Origin of the sequence: Streptomyces sp. NPDC102406 (assembly GCF_044765725.1) — a bacterium.
Classification (GTDB): Bacteria; Actinomycetota; Actinomycetes; order Streptomycetales; family Streptomycetaceae; genus Streptomyces.
The window spans coordinates 113,426-133,334 of the sequence record NZ_JBIWKP010000012.1 but is presented as its reverse complement, the minus strand read 5'-3'; the positions used below and the strand labels follow the sequence as shown (position 1 = coordinate 133,334).

Genomic DNA, 19,909 nt, shown 5'->3' with positions numbered 1-19,909 from the left:
CCTTGTCCAGCCGAAAGGTCCGCCACCCATGACCAGCCCACCGGGCCGGGGACCGCTGCATCTCGCCGCGGCTCTCGACCTGCCAGGAACCTACGAGGCCGAGCCCTACCTCCAGCTCGCCCGGCTCGCCGAACACGGCGCCCTCGACTTCGTCACGCTCCACGACAGCTTCACCACGGCCGGACCCGACAGTCTCGCCGTGCTGTCCGGGATCGCCCCGCGCACCTCGCGCCTCGGGCTGGTACCGACCGTCACCACCACCCACACCGAGCCCTTCCACGTGCAGGCCGCCGTCGCCACGCTCGACTGGGTGAGCCGCGGCCGGGCCGGGTGGCGGGCCGACGTCTCGACCGGCGAGGCCGCGGCACGGCTCGTCGGGCGCAGGGCCGCCGCCGCGCCCGCCGACCTGTGGCACGAGGCCGGTGACGTCATCGACGCGGCACGGCGGTTGTGGGACAGTTGGGAGGACGGCGCCGAGATCAGGGACACCGCCACCGGCCGGTTCATCGACCGGGACAAGCTGCACCACGTCGACTTCGCAGGGCGTACGTTCTCCGTGCGCGGCCCCTCCATCGTGCCGCGCCCGCCCCAGGGCCACCCGGTCGTCGTGGTCGACGCCACCCAGCCGTACGCGTACGACATCGCCGCCCGGCACGCCGACGTCGCCCTCGTCGGTGGGGCCGAGCCCGCCCAACTCGCCGCGGTGCGCGGCGGATTACGCCGACGCGCCGCCGAGCACGGGCGCGACCCCGACGCGCTGCGCGTCCTCGCCGCCCTGCGCATCGACCTGGGCGCCGGCGAGTGCGCCGCCCGGCCCGGCCACGGCGGCGGCCCGCTGCCCGCCGAGGACGGCGGCGCCCTGTACCGGGGCGGGCCCGTCGACCTCGCCGACCTCATCACCGACTGGCATCGCGCGGGCGCCGCCGACGGCTTCCACCTGACGCCGCTCGACCCGCTCCGCGACCTGGAGCGCCTGGTCAACGGGGTCGTGCCGCTGCTCCAGCACCGCGCCCTGTTCCGCACCTTCTACCCGGGCAGCACGCTCAGGGAGCACCTGGGCCTCGCCCGGCCCGTCAACCGGTACGCGGCCCTCGCGGGGAAACCCTCATGACGGCGACGCGCCCCGCGCGCAAGCGGATGCACCTCGCCGCCCACTTCCCCGGCGTCAACAGCACCACCGTCTGGACCGACCCCCGGTCGAGGTCGCAGATCGACTTCACCTCCTTCGAGCACCTCGCCCGCACCGCCGAACGCGGCCTCTTCGACTTCTTCTTCCTCGCCGAGGGGCTGCGGCTGCGCGAGCACAAGGGCCGCATCCACGACCTGGACGTGGTCGGACGGCCCGAGTCCCTGACCGTCCTGGGCGCGCTCACCGCCGTCACCGACCGCCTGGGGCTGGCCGCCACCGTCAACGCCACCTTCAACGAGCCCTACGAGACCGCCCGCCGCTTCGCCTCCCTTGACCACCTCAGCGGCGGGCGGGCCGCCTGGAACGTGGTGACCTCCTCCGACGCCTTCACCGGCGAGAACTTCCGCCGCGGCGGCTACCTCGACCGCGCGGACCGCTACCACCGCGCCGCCGAGTTCGTGGACGTGGCGCGGGAGGTGTGGGACGCGGGCACCGGGCGCCCGTTCCGGTACGAGGGACGGCACTTCACCGTCGAGGGGGACTCCACCGTCCCGCGCCCGCCCCAGGGCCACCCCGTCGTCATCCAGGCGGGGGACTCCGCCGAGGGCCGCGAGTTCGCCGCGTCCGCCGCCGACGTCGTCTTCACCCGGCACGGCACCCTGGAGGCCGGGCGGGCCTTCTCCGCAGATGTGAAGGCGCGGCTCGCCGCGTACGGGCGCGAGGCCGACGACCTGAAGATCATGCCCGGCGTCTCGGTCGTGCTCGGCGACACCGCCGCCGAGGCGCAGGAGAAGGCGGCCGAGATCCGCCGGCAGCAGATCTCCCCGCAGAACGCGATCCTCGCCCTGGAACAGGTCTGGGGCGTCGACCTGTCCTCCTACGACCCGGACGGCCCGCTGCCCGACATCGACCCCGTCGTCGACTCCGGCCTGTCCCAGGGGCGTACCCACCGCGGCGACGTGCTCGCCCTGGCCGAGAAGTGGCGCGCCCTGTCCCACGCCAAGGGGCTGTCCATCCGGCAGACCGTCATCGAGACGAGCAGCCGGCAGTCGTTCATCGGGACCCCCGACGCGGTCGCCGCCGACCTCGACGCCTTCGTGCGGGGCGGCGCCGCCGACGGGTTCGTCCTCGTACCGCATCTGACCCCCGGCGGCCTCGACGAGTTCGTCGACCGGGTCGTGCCGCTGCTCCAGGAACGGGGCGCGTTCCGCACCGCGTACGAAGGCACCACGCTCCGCTCGCACCTGGGACTGCGGGCCCCCGCACCGCACCACGAAAGGACCGCCGTATGACCACCAGCACCGACGCCGCCGACCTCTGGAAGCAGTGGCACGAGGAGCGGATCGCCACCGTCGCCGCGCCCCACGGGCCGCTCGCCCTCGTCGGCACCCACTGGCTCGACGACCATCCGGAGGGCCTACTTCCGGCCATCCCCGGGCACTGGCGGCCGGACGGCGACGCGCTCGTCCTCACCGCGCGCGCGGCCGAGGGGTTCACCGTGGACGGGCGGCCGGTCGACGGGGAGACCCGGCTCGTCGCCGACACCACCGTGACGCTCGGCGAGCGGCGGCTCGTCGCCCTGGTCCGCGAAGGGCTGTGGGCCGTACGGGACTTCGACCCGGCCGCGCCCACCCGCGCCGCCTTCCGGGGCATCGACCTCAACCCCCACGATCCGCGCTGGTCGGTCGAGGGCAGCTTCGCTCCGTACGAGGCCGCGCGCGAGGTCCGCGTCGAGAACGCCGACGGAAAGGAGCGCGGGTTCGGCCTCGCGGGCGAGCTGTCCTTCACGTTCGACGGGCAGGAGCACACGCTGAAGGCGGCGCGGTTGGGCGACGGCCGGCTGTGGGCCGTGTTCGCCGACGCCACCGGCGGCGACGACACGTACCGGTTCCGCTTCCTGTACGCGCAGGCGCCCGACGAGCAGGGCAGGACCACCGTCGACCTCAACCGCGCGGTGCTCCCCAACTGCGCGTTCAGCGACCACTTCCTCTGCCCCTTCCCGCCCCCGGGCAACACCCTCTCCTTCCGCGTCGAGGCGGGGGAGAAGAACCTGACGGCCACCGGGCCCGGGTGAACGCGGGGCGTCCGGAGCCTGACCCTCCGAAGGCCGAAAGGCGCCCTTGTGCGGGGTAGTTGACTCCCCGAATACTCCCCACAGCGCTTGTCAGGGGCACGGCGTGTTCGGAATCCGGGCATCCGATCCCCTGGCTGCGCCTCACGGGCCCCCGACCCCACGCGGGCCCCCGACTTCCCCTCGGGAGGAACGACCAGTGAGGATCAAGCGCACCACCCCTCGCAGTGGCACGGCAAGACGGACCCGGCTGATCGCCGCGGGTACCGGCTTCCTCGCCGCGGCCGCCTTCGCCGCACCCTCGGCTCACGCGGCCGAAGCACCCCAGGCCTTCAGCACCGCCGAACTCACGCAGACCAGTGACGCGGTGCGCGGCGCCGACATCGCCGGTACGGCGTGGGCGGTCGACAGCAAGACCAAGCAGGTCGTCGTGACCGTGGACGAGACGGTCTCGCAGGCCGAGATCGCCCGGATCAAGAAGGAGGCAGGGGCCACCGCGGGAGCGCTCAAGATCAAGCACACGCCCGGCACCTTCAAGAAGCTGATATCCGGCGGCGACGCCATCTATGCGAGTAGCTGGCGCTGCTCGCTCGGCTTCAACGTCCAGAACAGCAGCGGCGCCTACTACGCCCTGACGGCCGGCCACTGCACCGACGGCGCGGGCACCTGGTGGACCAACTCGGGGCACTCGACGGTCCTGGGCTCCACCGCGGGCTCCAGCTTCCCGGGCAACGACTACGGTCTCATCCGGTACACCGGCTCGGTGACCCCCTCCGGCACCGTCGGCAGCCAGGACATCACGCGTGCGGCCACGCCGTCCGTGGGCACCACGGTCACCCGGCGCGGTTCCACCACCGGCATCCACAGCGGCCGGGTCACCGCCCTGAACGCCACCGTCAACTACGGCGGCGGCGACGTCGTCTCCGGACTCATCCAGACCACGGTCTGCGCGGAGCCCGGCGACTCCGGCGGCCCGCTGTACGGCGGCACCACCGCCTACGGCCTGACCTCCGGCGGCAGCGGCAACTGCTCGTCCGGCGGCACCACGTTCTTCCAGCCGGTCACCGAGGCGCTCAGCGCGTACGGGGTGCACGTGTTCTGACCCCGCCGCCCGTGAGGACCTCACGGCGACCTCGCACCGCAGCCAGCAGCGGGAGCCCCCGTCCGGCCGATCCGGCCCGGCGGGGGCTTCTCGTCGTCCCGCGGCCCTCCCGTTGCGCGGCCCGCGGGGTTACCGTCGAAGCAGAGTCCTGTTCCGCCCGCTTCGGACCCTGGGGGGCCGTCGAGATGGTCGAGGAACTGGTGGCGGCGGGGGTGGCCGTCGTCTGCGCCGGAGCGGTCTACGGGATGTCGGCGGCGCGGGTCGTCAGACAGTACGAGCGCGGGGTGGTGTTCCGCCTCGGCAAGTTGAAGTCGTCCGTGCGCGGGCCCGGGTTCACGATGATCGTGCCGTTCGTGGACAAGCTCCGCAAGGTCAACATGCAGATCGTGACGATGCCCGTGCCCGCGCAGGACGGCATCACGCGGGACAACGTCACGGTGCGGGTGGACGCCGTCATCTACTTCAAGGTGGTCGACGCGGCCGAGGCCGTGGTGCAGGTGGAGGACTACCGCTTCGCCGTCTCGCAGATGGCACAGACCTCGCTGCGCTCCATCATCGGCAAGAGCGACCTCGACGATCTGCTCTCCAACCGCGAAAAGCTCAACCAGGGCCTGGAGCTGATGATCGACAGCCCGGCCATCGGGTGGGGCGTGCAGATCGACCGGGTCGAGATCAAGGACGTGTCGCTGCCGGAGACCATGAAGCGGTCGATGGCCCGGCAGGCCGAGGCGGACCGGGAGCGGCGGGCCCGTGTCATCAACGCCGACGCGGAGCTCCAGGCGTCGAAGAAGCTCGCCGAGGCGGCCGGGGTGATGTCCGACCAGCCCGCCGCGCTCCAACTCCGGCTGCTCCAGACCGTGGTGGCGGTCGCCGCCGAGAAGAACTCGACGCTGGTCCTGCCGTTCCCCGTGGAGTTGCTGCGGTTCCTGGAACGGGCCACCCCCGGTGACGCGGGCCGCGCCGCGCAGGCCGCCGTCCAGCAACTGACGGAGGCGGTCCCGCGGCCCCCCGCCGATGACGAGCCCGACGGACACGCGCCGTAGGGTCGCCGCCGCACCGGCGATTTCCGGACACGACCCGCCCTCACCCTTCGTCGACCACCCCGTGCGCAGGGTGTTTGCAATGGGGACCGACGTGCGAGGGGCAGGGGCGCGCGAGAGGCGGACGGCGCACGGCCGTTCCCGTACGCGCGTCCTGAAGTCGACCTTGTGTGCTCCGTGCGGCGCTCGGGATAGTGGGCGCGTCAGCCTCACGGAACCGGCCCACCCCCACATCGGGCCCGGTCCTGAACCCCCCACAGGAGGCGTTGAGTTGAAGCACCGACGCATACCCAAGCGGCGCGTCGCCGTGGCCGGAGCGGGCATCGCCGCACTGGTCGCCGCGGGCATCACCTTCCAGACTGCGAACGCCAGCACCGAGACTCCGGACAGCACGCCCCGGACGCTCTCCGTCGCGAAGGCCGGAAATCTCGCCTCGACCCTGACGAAGGATCTCGGAGCGGACTCGGCGGGCAGCTACTACGACGCCGAGGCCGGGCACCTCGTCGTCAACGTGCTGAACCAGGACGCCGCGCAGGCCGTCCGGGCCGCCGGCGCCGAGGCCAGAGTCGTGGAGAACTCGCTCGCCGCCCTCAGGAGCGCCCGCACCACCCTGAAGGACGACGCCACCGTCCCGGGCACCTCCTGGGCCACCGACCCCACCACCAACAAGGTCGTCGTCACCGCCGACCGCACGGTCGACGGCGCGGCCTGGGACAAGCTCAGCAAGGTCGTCGACCGGCTCGGCAAGAAGGCCGAACTGCGGCGCACCCAGGGCGAGTTCAAACCCTTCGTGGCGGGCGGCGACGCCATCACGGGCGGCGGTGGCCGCTGCTCCCTCGGCTTCAACGTGGTCAAGGACGGTCAGCCGTACTTCATCACGGCGGGCCACTGCACCGAGGCGATCTCCACCTGGTCCGACCCCAGCGGCCAAGAGATCGGCACGAACGAGCGGTCCAGCTTCCCGGACAACGACTTCGGCCTCGTGAAGTACACCGCGGACGTGCCGCACCCCAGCGAGGTCGACCTCTACAACGGCTCCGCGCAGCAGATCACCAAGGCCGGCGACGCGACCGTCGGCCAGCGGGTGACCCGCTCGGGCTCCACCACCCAGGTCCACGACGGCACGGTGACCGGCCTGGACGCCACCGTGAACTACGGCAACGGGGACATCGTCAACGGTCTCATCCAGACCGACGTCTGCGCCGAGCCGGGCGACAGCGGCGGTTCCCTCTTCTCCGGCGACACGGCGATCGGCCTCACCTCGGGCGGCAGCGGCGACTGCACGTCCGGCGGCGAGACGTTCTTCCAGCCGGTGACGGAAGCGCTGGCCACCTTCGGCGCGCAGATCGGCTGAGCACCACGGCACCGGAGCCCGCCCCCACGACCACGGGGGCGGGCTCCGTCCGGTGCGGGCGGCCTACGAGGCCACACCCACGTGCGTCGAGCCACCCTCCGCGCCCCCGGTCCGCGCGCCGCCGCCCCGCCTCCGCTCGCGCAGGACCGACACGAGCAGCGTCACCACGACACCGACCACCGCCCACGCCGACAGGACCAGCAGCGACTGCGTGACGTCGTTGCCCTTGAAGTACGCGATGGAGCGCGCCGCCCAGGTGCCCGCGCCGGGCGGCAGCCAGGGCCCGATCGCCCGCCAGAACGGTGGCAGCATCGGCAGCGGGAACGCGCCGCCCGCGCTCGGGTTGCCCGCGACGACGATCAGCAGCACGGCCAGGCCGATGCCGACGATGCCGGTCAGCTCCTCCAGGGCGAGCGTGATCGCGCCGACCGCGAAGGTGACCAGCGCGCCGAGCCCGGCCAGGCCCCAGAAGGAGCCGGGCAGCGCGCCGAGGATCGAGTCGCCGATGATGAGCGAGCCGCCGATGCCGCCGACGATCGCCACGAGCGCCATCGCGCCGAGCCGGATCGCCGCGCGCTGCGGACTCGTGGGCCGGGACCCGGCGCTGATCGACATGATCGAGGCGCACAGATAGCCGCCCACGCACCAGCCGACGACGAGGTAGAAGGCGGAGAGCCCGTCGAAGTCGTGGGGGGAGGCGGGCGCCACGTCGACGGCCCGCACCTTCCGCTGCTCCGCCCCGTCGACCTTGGTGGCGAGCTTCTCCAGCGTGCTGGCCAGCACGGTGCCGCCGCCGGACGCGACGAGCAGGGTGTCGGTGCGGCCCCGCGCGTCGACGACCAGGGCGCCGTCGATCTCCCTGTCCATGATCTGCCGCCGCGCGCTCCTCTCGTCGGGGACCACCCGCGGGTCCAGCGGCGAGCCCGGCAGCTTCGCCAGCCGCTGCTCGGTCTGCTGGGCGGCGGCGGGTGCCGGGGCGACGACGCCGAACGGCACGTCCTTGGGTTTCGGATCGTGCAGCGCCCCCACGTAGGAGGCGATGAACAGGAGCTGGAGGGCGAGAACGCCGATGACGAGCAGCGTGGCCCGGGGGGTGACGGCGTTCTTGAACTCATCGGCGAACCTCATTCCCCCACGCTCCGCCGTGGACCCTCGTCCCGCAGGCGGGGTGAGCCGAACGAGTGCCCCGCGACCAGCTCGTACACGCGTTCGAAAGTTGGTCTATGGTGGAGGTGGGGGAGGTGAGATCCGATTGGCCCGAGTGTGCTGGAGGTGCGTGCGGTGGACTTCACGCATCTGCACACCGTGTCCGGGTACTCCGTGCGCTACGGCGCCTCCCACCCCGAGCGGCTGGCCGAGCGCGCCGCCGAGCGGGGCATGGACGCCGTCGCCCTCACCGACCGGGACACCGTCGCCGGTGCCGTCCGGTTCGCCAAGGCGTGCGCGAAGCACGGGGTACGACCGCTGTTCGGCGCCGAGCTCGCGGTGGGCACCCCCGTGCGCGGTGACCGGCGCAGGGCGCCCGTGCGCGGCGGCGCCTTCATCGACGAGTCGACGCCCCGGGTCACCTTTCTCGCCCGGGACGGCGCCCGCGGCTGGGCCGACCTGTGCCGCATGATCACCGCCGCGCACGCCGAGGGTGCCCAGGACCCTCGCCTTCCCTGGGAGGAGAACCACGGTGACGGCCTCACCGTGCTGCTCGGGCCCGCCTCCGACGTGGGCCGCGCGCTCGCCGCGGGCCGCCCCGACAAGGCGGCCGTCCTGCTCGCCCCCTGGCGCGAGGTCTACGGTGACGCCCTGCGCCTCGAAGCCGTCCATCACGGCAGGAAGGGGACCGGGCCCGGCTCCCTGCGCCTCGCCGCCCGTACCGTCGGCTTCGCCGCCGAGCAGGGGGTGCGCCCCGTCCTCAGCAACGACGTCCGGTACGCGGACCCGGGCGCGGGTCCCGTCGCCGACGTCCTGGACGCCGCGCGCCGTCTCGTGCCCGTCGACCCGGCCAAGGGGCTCGACAGCGGCGAACGGTGGCTGAAGGGCGCCGACGCCATGCTGCGCGAGGCCGAGCGGATCGTGGAGGCCGCCGGTTTCCACCGGAGCACCGCCCACCGGCTGCTCGAACAGACCCGGGACACGGCCGCCGCCTGCCTCGTCGACCCCGAGGACGATCTCGGGATCGGCTCCGTACGCTTCCCCGAACCGCACCTCGTGGGCGCCGGGCGGCGCACCGCGCAGCGCGTCCTCGCCTCGCGCGCGACGGCCGGCATGGTCCGCCTCGGCCACGCGGACGACCGCACCTACTGGGAGCGGCTCCACCGCGAGCTGGACATCATCGCGCACCACGACTTCGCCAGCTACTTCCTGACGGTGGCTCAGGTCGTGGACGACATAAGGGGCATGGGCATCCGGGTCGCGGCGCGCGGCTCGGGCGCCGGGTCGCTGGTCAACCACCTGCTCGGCATCGCCCAGGCCGACCCCCTCGAACACGGCCTGCTCATGGAGCGCTTCCTGTCCAAGCGGCGCTATGTCCTGCCCGACATCGACATCGACGTGGAGTCCGCGCGCCGCCTGGAGGTCTACCGCGCGATCCTCGACCGGTTCGGCGCCGAGCGCGTCACCACCGTCGCCATGCCGGAGACGTACCGGGTGCGACATGCGATACGGGACGTCGGCGCGGCCCTGTCCATGGACCCCGCCGACGTCGACCGCATCGCCAAGGCGTTCCCGCACGTGCGGGCCCGCGACGCCCGCACGGCCATGGCGGAACTGCCCGAACTCAAGGAGATCGCGGGGGAGTTCGGCGACAGGGAACGGATGTGGGAGCTGGTCGAGGCGCTCGACGCGCTGCCCCGCGGCGTCGCCATGCACCCGTGCGGGGTGCTGCTCTCCGACGCCTCCCTGCTCGCCCGCACCCCGGTGGTGCCGACCAGCGGCGAGGGCCTGCCCATGTCCCAGTTCGACAAGGAGGACGTGGAGGATCTCGGGCTGCTCAAGCTGGATGTGCTCGGGGTGCGGATGCAGTCGGCGCTGGCGCACGCCGCGGGCGAGATCGAACGGGCCACCGGCACGTCCGTGGACCTCGACGCGGTGCCGCAGGGGGACCCGGCGACGTACCGGCTCATCCAGTCCACCGAGACGCTCGGGTGCTTCCAGATCGAGTCGCCGGGCCAGCGGGACCTGGTCGGACGGTTGCAGCCCGCCACCTTCCACGACCTGGTCGTGGACATCTCGCTGTTCCGCCCCGGGCCGGTCTCCGCCGACATGGTGCGCCCGTTCATCGAGGCGCGGCACGGCCGGGCGCCCGCCCGCTACCCGCACCCCGACCTGGCCGACGCGCTCAAGGAGACGTACGGCGTCGTCGTCTTCCACGAGCAGGTCATCAAGATCATCGACATCATGACCGGTTGCGGGCGGGACGAGGCGGACCGGGCGCGGCGCGGTCTTTCCGACCCCGAGTCGCAGGGGCGTGTCCGGTTCTGGTTCGCGCAGGCCGCGGCGGTGCGCGGCTACGACGCCGACTCCATCGCGCGGACCTGGGAGATCGTGGAGGCGTTCGGCTCGTACGGGTTCTGCAAGGCGCACGCCGTGGCCTTCGCCGTCCCCACCTACCAGTCGGCGTGGCTGAAGGCCCACCACCCGGCGGCGTTCTACGCGGGGCTGCTCACGCACGACCCCGGGATGTACCCGAAGCGGCTGCTGCTCGCCGACGCGCGGCGGCGGGGGGTGCCGGTGCTGCCGCTGGACGTGAACAGGTCCGCGGTCGCTCACCGTATCGAACTGGTGTCTGATTCGAACGGTTCCGACGGCGCCTCCGGGCGGACCCGCGAGACATGGGGGGTCCGCCTCGCCCTCTCCGACGTGTACGGCATCAGCGAGGCGGAGGCCGCCCGGATCGAGGAGGGGCAGCCCTACGCCTCGCTGCTCGACTTCTGGGAGCGGGCCCGGCCGAGCCGCCCGCTCGCCACCCGGCTCGCCCAGGTCGGCGCGCTCGACGCCTTCGGCGCCAACCGCCGCGATCTGCAACTGCATCTGGCGGAGCTCCAGCGCTCCGGGCGGGGAGCGAGCGGCGAGCAGCTACCGCTGACCGGCGGCCGGCGCACGGCCCCGGCGGGGCTGCCCGACCTCGGCGACGCGGAACGGATCAGCGCCGAGCTCGGCGTGCTCGGAATGGACGCGTCGCGGCATCTCATGGGCGACTACGAACAGTTCCTGCGGGAGCTGGGGGTCCTCTCCGCGCGGCGGCTGCGGGACGCGGACAACGGCAGGACCGTGCTGGTGGCCGGGGCCAAGGCGGCCACCCAGACCCCGCCGATCCGGTCCGGGAAGCGGGTCGTCTTCACCACCCTCGACGACGGCACCGGCCTGGTGGACCTGGCGTTCTTCGACGACGCGCACGCCGCGTGCGCGCACACCGTCTTCCACTCCTGGCTGCTGCTCGTGCGCGGCACGGTGCAGCGGCGCGGGCCGCGCAGCCTGAGCGTGGTGGGCGAAGCGGCCTGGAACCTGGCGGAGCTGACGGAGGTGTACCGGGAGAAGGGGCTCGACGAGGTCGCGCGGCGGATGGCCGCGCCGCCGCCCGGCGCGGACGGCGCCGAGGGGGAGGCCGCCCCGGACGGCACCGACCGGCGGATCCGGCTCTCCAACGGGTTCGTGATGAACCCGTGGGCCGACCTGAAACCGGCCGGTGACGGAGTGCCGGGCAGCAAGCGCAGGCTGTGGCACCGGAGCCAGGGGAGCGCGGGGTGAGTGCGGTCAGGCGCGGCCATGACGAGGAGGCGGCCGGTGTGCTGTGCGTACGGTTCCTGCTGCGGCCCGCGGACGAGGCGGCGCTGCCCCGACTGCTGTCCCTGCTCGGCGAGTTCAGCGCGGCCGTCGAGGCGCTGCCGCCCGACTCGGCGCTGGTCGATCTGCGCGGCGCCGTACGGTACTTCGGGCGGGACGCGCGGCAGATCGCGTCCGTCGTCCGGGTGCGGGCCGTCGCCCTGCACGGCGTCGAGTGCGTGATCGGCGCCGGGCCCGGGCCGATGACCGCGCGGATGGCGGCGGGCGACGCCGGTGTCGGGGTGACCGAGGTGGTCGGGGACGTGACCGCCTTCCTCGCCGGACAGCCCGTCGGCGCGCTCCCCGGCGTCGGCGCCGCCACCGCCCGGACGCTGTGCGAGTACGGGCTCGACACGGTCGGCCGGCTCGCCGCCGCACCGCTGTCCACCCTGCAACGCCTCACCACGGCACGGGTCGGGCGCGAACTGCACGACAAGGCGCACGGCATCGACCGCGCCCGGGTCACCCCGAACGCCGCCGCCCGCTCCCTCGCGGCCGAACGCGCCTTCGTACGAGACGAGTTGGACCCCCACCGGCACCGCCGCGCCCTGCTCGCCGCGGCCGACGAGGTGGGCGCGCGGATGCGGGACGAGGGACAGGTGTGCCGCTCGCTGACCCTGACGGTGCGCTACGCCGACCGGACCTCGACGGTACGCGGCCGGGTGCTCGCCGAACCGACCGCCCACTCGGCCGCCCTGGCCACGACCGCGTACCGGATGTACGAGGCGCTGGGTTTGCAGCGGGCCCGGGTGCGGGCGATCTCCCTGCGGGCGGAAGGACTCGGACCGGCCGGCGAGGCGTCCCGGCAGTTGACCTTCGACCCGGTGGACGAGCGGGCCCGGGTCCTGGAGGCGGTGGCCGACCGCGCCAGGGCCAGATTCGGGCCCGGGGCGATCGTGCCGGCCTCGCTTGCGGCGTGAGGTGCTCAGCCCGTCTGGTGACAGGGCGTCAGGGAGCTTGTCCGCAACCCTGCCGGGAAGTTTTTGCCGACGCGTAACTTCACGGCCGCACTACTCGCGCGTAACTTGACGTGAGCACGGCAAGCGCCTGCAACTCCCTTGAGCCGCAAGGAGATTCATGTTGCTGCCCGGAAACAGATGGCGGCGGGCCATGCGCGCCCTCACCGTCGCCGCCACCCTCTTCGCCGCCACCGCGATCCCCGCCGCCGCCCACGCGGCACCCGCCGCCACGCACAGCGGCTGGAACGACTACTCCTGCAAGCCGTCGGCCACGCACCCGCGGCCCGTCGTCCTCGTCCACGGCACGTTCGGCAACTCCGTCGACAACTGGCTCGTGCTCGCTCCCTACCTGGTCAAGCGCGGCTACTGCGTCTTCTCCCTGGACTACGGGCAACTGCCGGGGGTGCCCCTCTTCAACGGGCTCGGGCCGATCGCGGCCTCCGCCCGGCAGTTGGACTCCTTCGTCGACAAGGTGCGCGGCGCCACCGGCGTCACCAAGGTCGACCTCGTCGGCCACTCGCAGGGCGGCATGATGCCGCGCTACTACCTGAAGTTCCTCGGCGGCGCCGCCGAGGTGAACGCGCTCGTCGGCATCGCCCCCGACAACCACGGCACGACCCTCAGCGGGCTGACGAAACTGCTGCCCTACTTCCCGGGCATCGAGCCGCTGCTGACGCTCGCCACGCCCGCCCTCGCCGACCAGATCGCCGGGTCGGACTTCGTCGAGAAGCTCAACGCGGGCGGCGACACCGTGCCAGGCGTCCACTACACCGTCATCGCCACCAGGTACGACGAGGTCGTCACCCCCTACCGGACCCAGTTCCTCGACGGGCCCGGCGTGCGCAACGTCGTGGTGCAGGACCTGTGTCCGGTCGACCTCTCCGAGCACGTGACGATCGGCACCGTCGACCTCGTCGCGTACCACGAGGTCGCCAACGCCCTGGATCCCGCGCACGCCAGTCCCACCGACTGCGTCAACTGACGCACAGACGCACGCGGTTGACCACCGCCGCCGCCCGCGGTGCGGACGGGCGGCGGCGGTCGCTCCCCAGGGCGGCGGGCGGGTCAGCGGCCGTGCCGGCCACCCGTCACCGCGCGCCGACGCACCGAGGCGAACAGGGTCGCCGCGCCGATCGCCAGGGTCGCCGCGCCGCCCATGGCGATGTACGGGGTGGTGGAGTCGCCGCCCGTCTCGGCGAGATCCTGCGCACCACCCTGCGCGGCAAGCTGCTCACCCGTACCGGAGCCCTTGTCCGAGCCGCCACCCGGCGCCGGGGACGCCGACCCGTGCGCCTCATGGGCCGCGTGCGCCTCCTGCGCCTCAGGTGTCGCCGTGGAGTCGTCGCCCATGTCCATTCCGCCATGATCGATCGTCGACTTGTCGGCGTCCTCGGCGATCTGCTCGTCGGTCGGGGCGGACGGCGCGGACGCCGCCGGGGCCGGGCCCGAGGAGGCGGAGTCGCCGCCGTACGTCACGTCCGAGCAGGAGTAGAACGCCTCCGGGCTGTCCGAGCGCTGCCACAGGCCGTAGACGAGCTGGCGGCCCGTACGCTCGGGAAGCGTGCCGGAGAACGTGTAGTAGCCGCCCTCGGCCGTCGGGTCCGTCTTCGTGGCGACCGGGTGCGCCAGGTCCAGGTCCGACCAGGCCAGCGGCTTCGACGGGTCGTACCCCTGCTTCGTCATGTACAGGGTGAAGGTGCCCTTGTGCTGCGCGGTCACCTTGTACTTGAAGGTGTACGAGCCCGCCGAGACCTTCGTCGCAGGCCAGTCGGCGCGGGCCAGGTCCATGCCCTTGAACTCCTCGGCGTTGGCCGAGCACAGCTTGCCGTCCGGGATCCGCTCCTGGGACTTGCCGCCGGCCGCCCCGTCCCGGATGCCGTTCCAGTCGTACAGGGCCTGCGGACCGCCCGCGGCGACCGCCGCCTTGCACGCCGCCGACGTGGGGTTCTCGGCACCCTCGGCATAGCAGGCCGCGACCCGGCTGACCGGGTCACCGAGCGTTCCGTGCGCCGCCGCGGGCGTGGCGGACAGGGCGGTCAGGGCGAGCGGGGCGAGACCGGCGGCGGTGAGAGCGGCGACCTTACGGGTGCGGGCTGCTGCGGGCATGGGTGCTCCAGGGATGTTCGTGAACGGGGGTGCGTGGCAGCGAAGTTAGCCCGGAAAAACGCTCGGACCGGCCCGGACGAGGGGCCCGAGTCGATCTTTATGGCGCGCTTAAGGCCGGGTTCGGACTCTGCTCAGACAACGTCCCGGGGCGAGCGGGGAGCAGCCGCTCAGGACACCCACCGGTACCGGCGCTCCGGCCGCCCCGTACCCCCGTAACGCAGCGACACCCGCGCCCGCCCCGTCCCCGCGAAGAACTCCAGGTACCGGCGCGCGCTCACCCGGGACAAGGAACCCGCCTCCAGCGCGCACTCCGCCGCCGACAGCCCCTCCGGATGCGCCCGCAAGGTGCGCTCCACCAGATCCGCCGTGTGCGCGGCGAGGCCCTTGGGCAGCTCCCGCGAACCCGGCGGACGCGCCCCGAAGATCTGGTCGACATCCTCCTGCCGCGCCTCGTCGAGCCCGTCGAGCCGCGCCCGCACCGCCGCCACGTGCCGCAACTGCTCCCGCAGCGCCGCCTGGTTGAACGGCTTGATCAGGTAATGCAGCGCCCCGGCCCGCAGCGCCGCCCGCACGACCTCCGCGTCCCGCGCCGCCGTGATGAACAAGGCGTCCACCGGCGCCCGCGACGGGTCCCGCTCCTCCGCCGCCCGCAACTCGCGCAGCACGTCGATGCCGTCCATGTCCGGCAGATACACGTCGAGGAGGACCAGATCGGGACGTACCGCCTCGGCGGCGCGCAACGCCTCCGCGCCGCTGTGCGCCACCCCGGCCACGACGAAACCGTCCAGCGCGGACACATACCGGCTGTGCAGCTTGGCGACCATGAAGTCGTCGTCCACGACCAGCACCTTTGTCACTGGCGCAGGGTAGGTGCGCGACCACAAGGACCACAACGTTTCTTAAGCGCGGAAGAGAGACAGTCCGTCGGCGCCTGGGCAACATGTGGGCCACCTCACAACCCAGAACTAGGTGGTGGCACCCGTGCGCCTGCGCACACCCCTCGCCCTGCTCGGAGCCGCGGCCCTCCTCCTGGTGGGGCCGCCGCTCCTCACCACGGGCAGCGGCGCCGACACCGGCACCCAGATCCCCGGGCTGCGCCTGATGGTCCCCAACACGCCCGGCGGTGGCTACGACATCACCGCGCGCACCGCCGCGAAGAACGCCGAGGACGCCGGACTCACCCACAACATCGAGGTGTTCAACCTGCCCGGCGCCGGTGGCACCGTCGGCCTGACCCGGCTCGTCGGCGAACACGGCAACGGCAGGCTCGCCATGTCCATGGGGCTCGGGGTCGTCGGAGCGGCGCGCTCGAACCACTCCCCGAAGACCCTCGCCGACACCACCCCCATCGCCCGCCTCACCGAGGAGGCGGACGTCGTCGTGGTCGCCAAGGACTCCCCGTACCGGACCGTCGGGCAGCTCGTCGACGCCTGGCGGAAGAACCCCGGCAAACTCCCCGTCGGCGGCGGCTCGTCACCCGGCGGCCCCGACCACCTCGCCCCGATGCTCATGGCGCGGGCCGTCGGCATCGCCCCCAAGAAGGTCAACTACATCCCCTTCGACGGCGGCGGCGAACTCCTCGCCTCCATCCTCGGCAGCAAGGTCGCCTTCGGCGTCTCCGGCGTCGGCGAATACCTCGACCAGATCAAGAGCGGCGAACTGCGCCTCCTCGCCGTCACCGGACCGCAGCGCGTCCCCGGGCTCGACGGCCCCACGCTGAAGGAGTCCGGCTACGACGTCGACTTCACCAACTGGCGCGGCATCGTCGCACCCCCCGGCCTCTCCGACGCCGAACGCGACAAACTCACCGCCCTCGTACGGAAGTTGCACGCCTCGAAGGAATGGAAGCGGTCGCTGGAGAAGAACGGCTGGGACGACGCGTTCCTCGCCGGTGACGACTTCGGGACGTTCCTCGCCGACCAGGACGAGAACGTCGTCTCCGTACTGAAGGAGCTGGGCCTGTGACCACCACCGAACCCCGCCCCGCCCCGACGCCCCGGCGCTCCTGGCTGCGCGAACACTCCGAACTCGGCGTCTGCGTCCTGCTGCTCGCGCTCGGCGTACTCGTCCTCACCGACGCGCTCACCATGGACGTCGACCTCACACAGCGCGGCCCCGTCGGCCCCAGGACCGTACCCGTCGTCGTCGGTATCGGGCTGCTCGTCGTCGCCGTCCTGCTCGCCGTGGACGTCCTGCGCGGCGGTCGCGGCGAGGCCGAGGGCGGCGAGGACATCGACCTGTCCGAACCCGCGGACTGGCGCACCGTGCTCCTCCTCGCCGGTGTCTTCCTCGCCACCGCCGTCCTCATCGAACCGCTCGGCTTCCCCCTCGCGGGCGCCCTCCTCTTCTGGGGCGCCGCCTACGCCCTCGGCAGCCGCCACCTCCCGCGCGACCCGCTGATCGCCGCCGGACTCTCCCTGCTCACCTACGCCGTCTTCGACCACCTGCTCGGCGTCCCCCTGCCGGGCGGCCCCCTGATGGGAGCGCTGTGACGCCATGAACGCCCTCAACTCCCTCATGGACGGCTTCGGGACCGCCCTCACCCCCGTCAACCTCCTCTGGGCCGCGCTCGGTGTCCTCCTCGGCACCGCCATCGGCGTGCTGCCCGGCATCGGCCCCGCCATGGCCGTCGCCCTGCTCCTGCCGGTGACGTACGGACTCGAACCCACCGGCGCGTTCATCATGTTCGCGGGCATCTACTACGGCGCCATGTTCGGCGGCTCCACGACCTCCATCCTGCTCAACACCCCGGGCGAGAGCGCCGCCGTCGTCGCCGCCATGGAAGGCAACCCGATGGCCAAGGCGGGCCGCGGCGCCCAGGCCCTGGCCGCCGCGGCCATCGGACACTTCGCGGGCGGCATGATCGGCACCGTCCTGCTCGTCGCGCTCGCCCCCAAGGTCGCCTCCCTCGCCGTCGACATCGGCGCCCCCGACTACTTCGCGATCATGGTCCTCGCGTTCATCGCCGTGACCTCCGTCCTCGGCTCCTCGCGCGTACGCGGCCTCGCCTCGCTCCTCGTCGGACTCACCATCGGCCTGGTCGGCCTCGACCAGATGACCGGCCAGCAACGGCTCACCTTCGGCTCGTTGCAACTCGCCGACGGCGTCGACGTCGTCATCGTCGCGGTCGGCCTCTTCGCCATCGGCGAAGCCCTGTGGGTCGCCGCGCACCTGCGCCGCACCAGCGGCGAGGCCATCCCCGTCGGCCGCCCCTGGCTCGGCAAGGAGGACGTACGCCGCACCTGGAAGTCCTGGCTGCGCGGCCCGCTCATCGGATTCCCCTTCGGCGCGATCCCCGCGGGCGGCGCCGAGATCCCGACCTTCCTCTCCTACGTCACCGAGAAGCGCCTCTCCCGGCACAAGGACGAATGGGGCAAGGGCGCCATCGAAGGCGTCGCGGGTCCGGAATCGGCCTCCTCGGCCTCCGCCGCCGGCACCCTCGTCTCGATGCTGACCCTCGGCCTGCCCACGACCGCCGTCGCCGCCGTCATGCTCGCCGCGTTCCAGCAGTACGGCATCCAGCCGGGCCCGCTGCTCTTCGAACGCGAACCCGACCTGGTCTGGGGCCTGATCGCCTCGCTCTTCGTGGGCATGGTGCTGCTCCTGGCCCTGAACCTGCCGCTGGCCCCGGTCTGGGCGAAGCTCCTGCGCATCCCGCGCCCCTACCTCTACGCGGGCATCCTCTTCTTCGCCGCGGTCGGCGCGTACGCGGTCGGCGGCGAGGCACTCGACCTCGTGATCCTGCTCGTGATCGGCCTCATCGGCTTCGGCATGCGCCGCTACGGACTGCCCGTCCTGCCCGCCGTCATCGGCGTCATCCTCGGCCCGAACGCCGAACAACAACTGCGCCGCGCCCTCCAGATCAGCGACGGCAGCGTCAGCGGTCTCGTCGACACGCCCTTCTCGGTCACCGTGTACGCGATCGTGCTGCTCATCGTGGTCTGGCCCCTGGTCCGCAAGCTGGTGGTGCGAAGGCGGGGGAGCGGCGTAGACAGGTTGGCATGAACAGCGAACCTCACGCGATCCGCCGCGCCACCGCCGCCGACGTACCGGCCGTCGCAGCCGTCACCGACGCGGCGTACCGCCACTACGTCGACCGGATCGGCGTCGTACCGCAGCCGATGGAGGCCGACCACGCCGCGAACGTGGCGGCGGGCCTGGTGTACATCACGGGGAACCCGGAGGTGATCGGCCTGGTCGTCGTGGAGGCGCGTCCCGGCCATCTCTTCCTCGACAGCATCGCGGTCCACCCCGACGCCCGCGGCCGGGGGGTGGGCCGCGGCCTGCTCGGCTTCGTCGACGAGCACGCGCGCGGTCTCGGACTACGCGAAATACGGCTCTGCACCAACGCGTTGATGTGGGAGAACCGGAAGATCTACCCGCGGTACGGATACGAGGTCGTGGAGCGCGGAACCGACGGGCCCTACGACCGCATCCACTACCGCAAGCGTCTCTCTCTCATGTGACCGGCCCGCCTATTCGTCCGGCCACCACGTCTTGCGCACGTCCTTGCGCACCTCCGCGCGCTCGCGCGCCGTTTCCGCCGCCTCGTCCCGCAGCCGGCGCGTGATGGTGCTCGCTCCGGTGGGTTTGTGCATGGTCACTCGGCGCATCGTGCCTCCTGTACCTACACGCGTTCCAACGTGATGCCGTTGTAGACCTGTTCCCGGACGCTTCCCCATCGAAGCGCAATTGTCAGTGGCGGTTGTCACGATGTGGGCATGACGGACTCACACGCACGCCTGTAATGGGACGCGGCGGCGGCAGATTTCGACGACGAACCCGACCACGGCCTGCGACTTCCCGAGGTCCGGGCGGCCTGGGCACAGCGAATGACACAGTGGCTGCCCGAGCCCCCTTGCGACCTGCTCGATCTGGGCTGCGGCACCGGATCCCTGTCACTCCTCGCCGCCGAGCAGGGCCACAGAGTCACCGGCGTCGACTTCGCGCCGAACATGGTGGACCGCGCCCGCCGCAAACTGGCCGGGTACAACGCGCAGTTCCACTTGGGGAACGCCGCATCACCGCCCGTGGCGGCGGCCTCCTACGACGTGGTGCTCGCCCGGCATGTGCTGTGGGCACTGCCCGACCCCGCGACCGCCCTGCGGACCTGGGTGTCGCTGCTGCGGCCCCGGGGGCGGCTCGTGCTGGTGGAGGGGGTGTGGGGGGAGATGAGCCCGGTCGGGATCGCGGCGAGCCGCGTGGCCGGGCTGCTGGCCGGTCTGGTGGAGGACGCGCGGCAGGAGGAGCTGGCCTCGGACGCCCGGCTGTGGGGCAAGGACGTACGGGACGAGCGGTACGTGGTCGTCGCCACGGTTCGCTGACCGGTGGCT

General features: G+C 72.7%; 18 protein-coding genes. 14 read left to right on the top strand and 4 right to left on the bottom strand.

What is annotated here, in order from left to right; genetic code table 11:
* Positions 1-28 precede the first annotated feature (28 nt).
* The 6 genes from ACIRF8_RS32965 (at position 29) to ACIRF8_RS32940 (ending at position 6,696) form a co-directional block, all read left to right on the top strand.
* Complete coding sequence (locus ACIRF8_RS32965) at positions 29-1,111, top strand: LLM class flavin-dependent oxidoreductase (protein WP_404220958.1); 1,083 nt, start codon at positions 29-31, stop codon at positions 1,109-1,111.
* A complete protein-coding gene (locus ACIRF8_RS32960) occupies positions 1,108-2,421 on the top strand; it encodes an LLM class flavin-dependent oxidoreductase (protein ID WP_404220956.1) in 1,314 nt (437 codons plus the stop codon). The genes ACIRF8_RS32965 and ACIRF8_RS32960 overlap by 4 nt, the downstream gene beginning before the upstream one ends.
* Entirely contained in the window at positions 2,418-3,203 is a 786-nt protein-coding gene (locus ACIRF8_RS32955; protein WP_404220954.1) for a DUF1684 domain-containing protein, read from the top strand. Before ACIRF8_RS32960 ends, ACIRF8_RS32955 begins: the two co-directional genes overlap by 4 nt.
* Before the next feature lie 196 nt (positions 3,204-3,399).
* Positions 3,400-4,302, top strand: coding sequence for a S1 family peptidase (locus tag ACIRF8_RS32950; RefSeq protein ID WP_404220952.1), 903 nt, complete (start codon positions 3,400-3,402; stop codon positions 4,300-4,302).
* A gap of 185 nt (positions 4,303-4,487) precedes the next feature.
* Positions 4,488-5,345: a slipin family protein gene (locus tag ACIRF8_RS32945; RefSeq protein ID WP_404220950.1), complete on the top strand. Its 858-nt coding sequence runs from the start codon at positions 4,488-4,490 to the stop codon at positions 5,343-5,345.
* A 268-nt stretch (positions 5,346-5,613) separates the two neighbouring features.
* Positions 5,614-6,696 carry a S1 family peptidase gene (locus ACIRF8_RS32940; protein ID WP_404220948.1) on the top strand — a complete coding sequence of 361 codons (1,083 nt, stop codon included), beginning with the start codon at positions 5,614-5,616 and terminating at the stop codon, positions 6,694-6,696.
* 63 nt (positions 6,697-6,759) lie between these two features.
* On the opposite strand, the gene ACIRF8_RS32935 is transcribed toward ACIRF8_RS32940, so the two are convergent.
* On the bottom strand, positions 6,760-7,824 hold the full coding sequence (locus ACIRF8_RS32935; protein WP_404220946.1) for a DUF3533 domain-containing protein: 1,065 nt from the start codon (positions 7,822-7,824) through the stop codon (positions 6,760-6,762).
* A 135-nt stretch (positions 7,825-7,959) separates the two neighbouring features.
* On the opposite strand from ACIRF8_RS32935, the gene ACIRF8_RS32930 reads away from it, so the two are divergent.
* The 3 genes from ACIRF8_RS32930 to ACIRF8_RS32920 all read left to right on the top strand — a co-directional run bounded on the left by ACIRF8_RS32930 (position 7,960) and on the right by ACIRF8_RS32920 (position 13,452).
* Positions 7,960-11,436 (top strand): DNA polymerase III subunit alpha, encoded by a 3,477-nt coding sequence (locus ACIRF8_RS32930; protein ID WP_404220944.1) that lies wholly within the window; start codon positions 7,960-7,962, stop codon positions 11,434-11,436.
* Positions 11,433-12,431 carry a DNA polymerase thumb domain-containing protein gene (locus ACIRF8_RS32925; RefSeq protein WP_404220942.1) on the top strand — a complete coding sequence of 333 codons (999 nt, stop codon included), beginning with the start codon at positions 11,433-11,435 and terminating at the stop codon, positions 12,429-12,431. Before ACIRF8_RS32930 ends, ACIRF8_RS32925 begins: the two co-directional genes overlap by 4 nt.
* A 157-nt stretch (positions 12,432-12,588) precedes the next feature.
* Positions 12,589-13,452: an esterase/lipase family protein gene (locus ACIRF8_RS32920; protein ID WP_404220939.1), complete on the top strand. Its 864-nt coding sequence runs from the start codon at positions 12,589-12,591 to the stop codon at positions 13,450-13,452.
* Positions 13,453-13,535: 83 nt separating this feature from the next.
* Here the strand turns inward: ACIRF8_RS32920 and ACIRF8_RS32915 are convergent, their stop codons facing one another.
* Positions 13,536-14,576, bottom strand: coding sequence for a lytic polysaccharide monooxygenase (locus tag ACIRF8_RS32915; protein WP_404220936.1), 1,041 nt, complete (start codon positions 14,574-14,576; stop codon positions 13,536-13,538).
* Positions 14,577-14,743: 167 nt separating this feature from the next.
* Entirely contained in the window at positions 14,744-15,433 is a 690-nt protein-coding gene (locus ACIRF8_RS32910) for a response regulator (protein WP_404220934.1), read from the bottom strand.
* Between the two features lie 124 nt (positions 15,434-15,557).
* On the opposite strand from ACIRF8_RS32910, the gene ACIRF8_RS32905 reads away from it, so the two are divergent.
* Genes ACIRF8_RS32905 through ACIRF8_RS32890 form a run of 4 tightly spaced genes read left to right on the top strand, consistent with a single transcriptional unit; the run spans position 15,558 to position 19,042 of the window.
* Positions 15,558-16,541 (top strand): Bug family tripartite tricarboxylate transporter substrate binding protein, encoded by a 984-nt coding sequence (locus ACIRF8_RS32905; RefSeq protein WP_404220932.1) that lies wholly within the window; start codon positions 15,558-15,560, stop codon positions 16,539-16,541.
* On the top strand, positions 16,538-17,068 hold the full coding sequence (locus tag ACIRF8_RS32900) for a tripartite tricarboxylate transporter TctB family protein (RefSeq protein WP_404220930.1): 531 nt from the start codon (positions 16,538-16,540) through the stop codon (positions 17,066-17,068). The genes ACIRF8_RS32905 and ACIRF8_RS32900 overlap by 4 nt, the downstream gene beginning before the upstream one ends.
* 4 nt (positions 17,069-17,072) lie before the next feature.
* The gene (locus ACIRF8_RS32895; RefSeq protein WP_404220927.1) at positions 17,073-18,581 is read left to right on the top strand and encodes a tripartite tricarboxylate transporter permease; all 1,509 of its coding nucleotides are present in this window, start codon (positions 17,073-17,075) and stop codon (positions 18,579-18,581) included.
* Positions 18,578-19,042 carry a GNAT family N-acetyltransferase gene (locus ACIRF8_RS32890; protein WP_404220925.1) on the top strand — a complete coding sequence of 155 codons (465 nt, stop codon included), beginning with the start codon at positions 18,578-18,580 and terminating at the stop codon, positions 19,040-19,042. The genes ACIRF8_RS32895 and ACIRF8_RS32890 overlap by 4 nt, the downstream gene beginning before the upstream one ends.
* Before the next feature lie 9 nt (positions 19,043-19,051).
* On the opposite strand, the gene ACIRF8_RS32885 is transcribed toward ACIRF8_RS32890, so the two are convergent.
* Positions 19,052-19,189, bottom strand: a complete 138-nt coding sequence (locus tag ACIRF8_RS32885; protein WP_404220923.1) for a hypothetical protein — start codon at positions 19,187-19,189, stop codon at positions 19,052-19,054.
* 219 nt (positions 19,190-19,408) lie between these two features.
* Here ACIRF8_RS32885 and ACIRF8_RS32880 point away from each other — a divergent pair, with 219 nt between their 5' ends.
* The gene (locus ACIRF8_RS32880; RefSeq protein ID WP_404220920.1) at positions 19,409-19,900 is read left to right on the top strand and encodes a class I SAM-dependent methyltransferase; all 492 of its coding nucleotides are present in this window, start codon (positions 19,409-19,411) and stop codon (positions 19,898-19,900) included.
* Positions 19,901-19,909 lie beyond the last annotated feature (9 nt).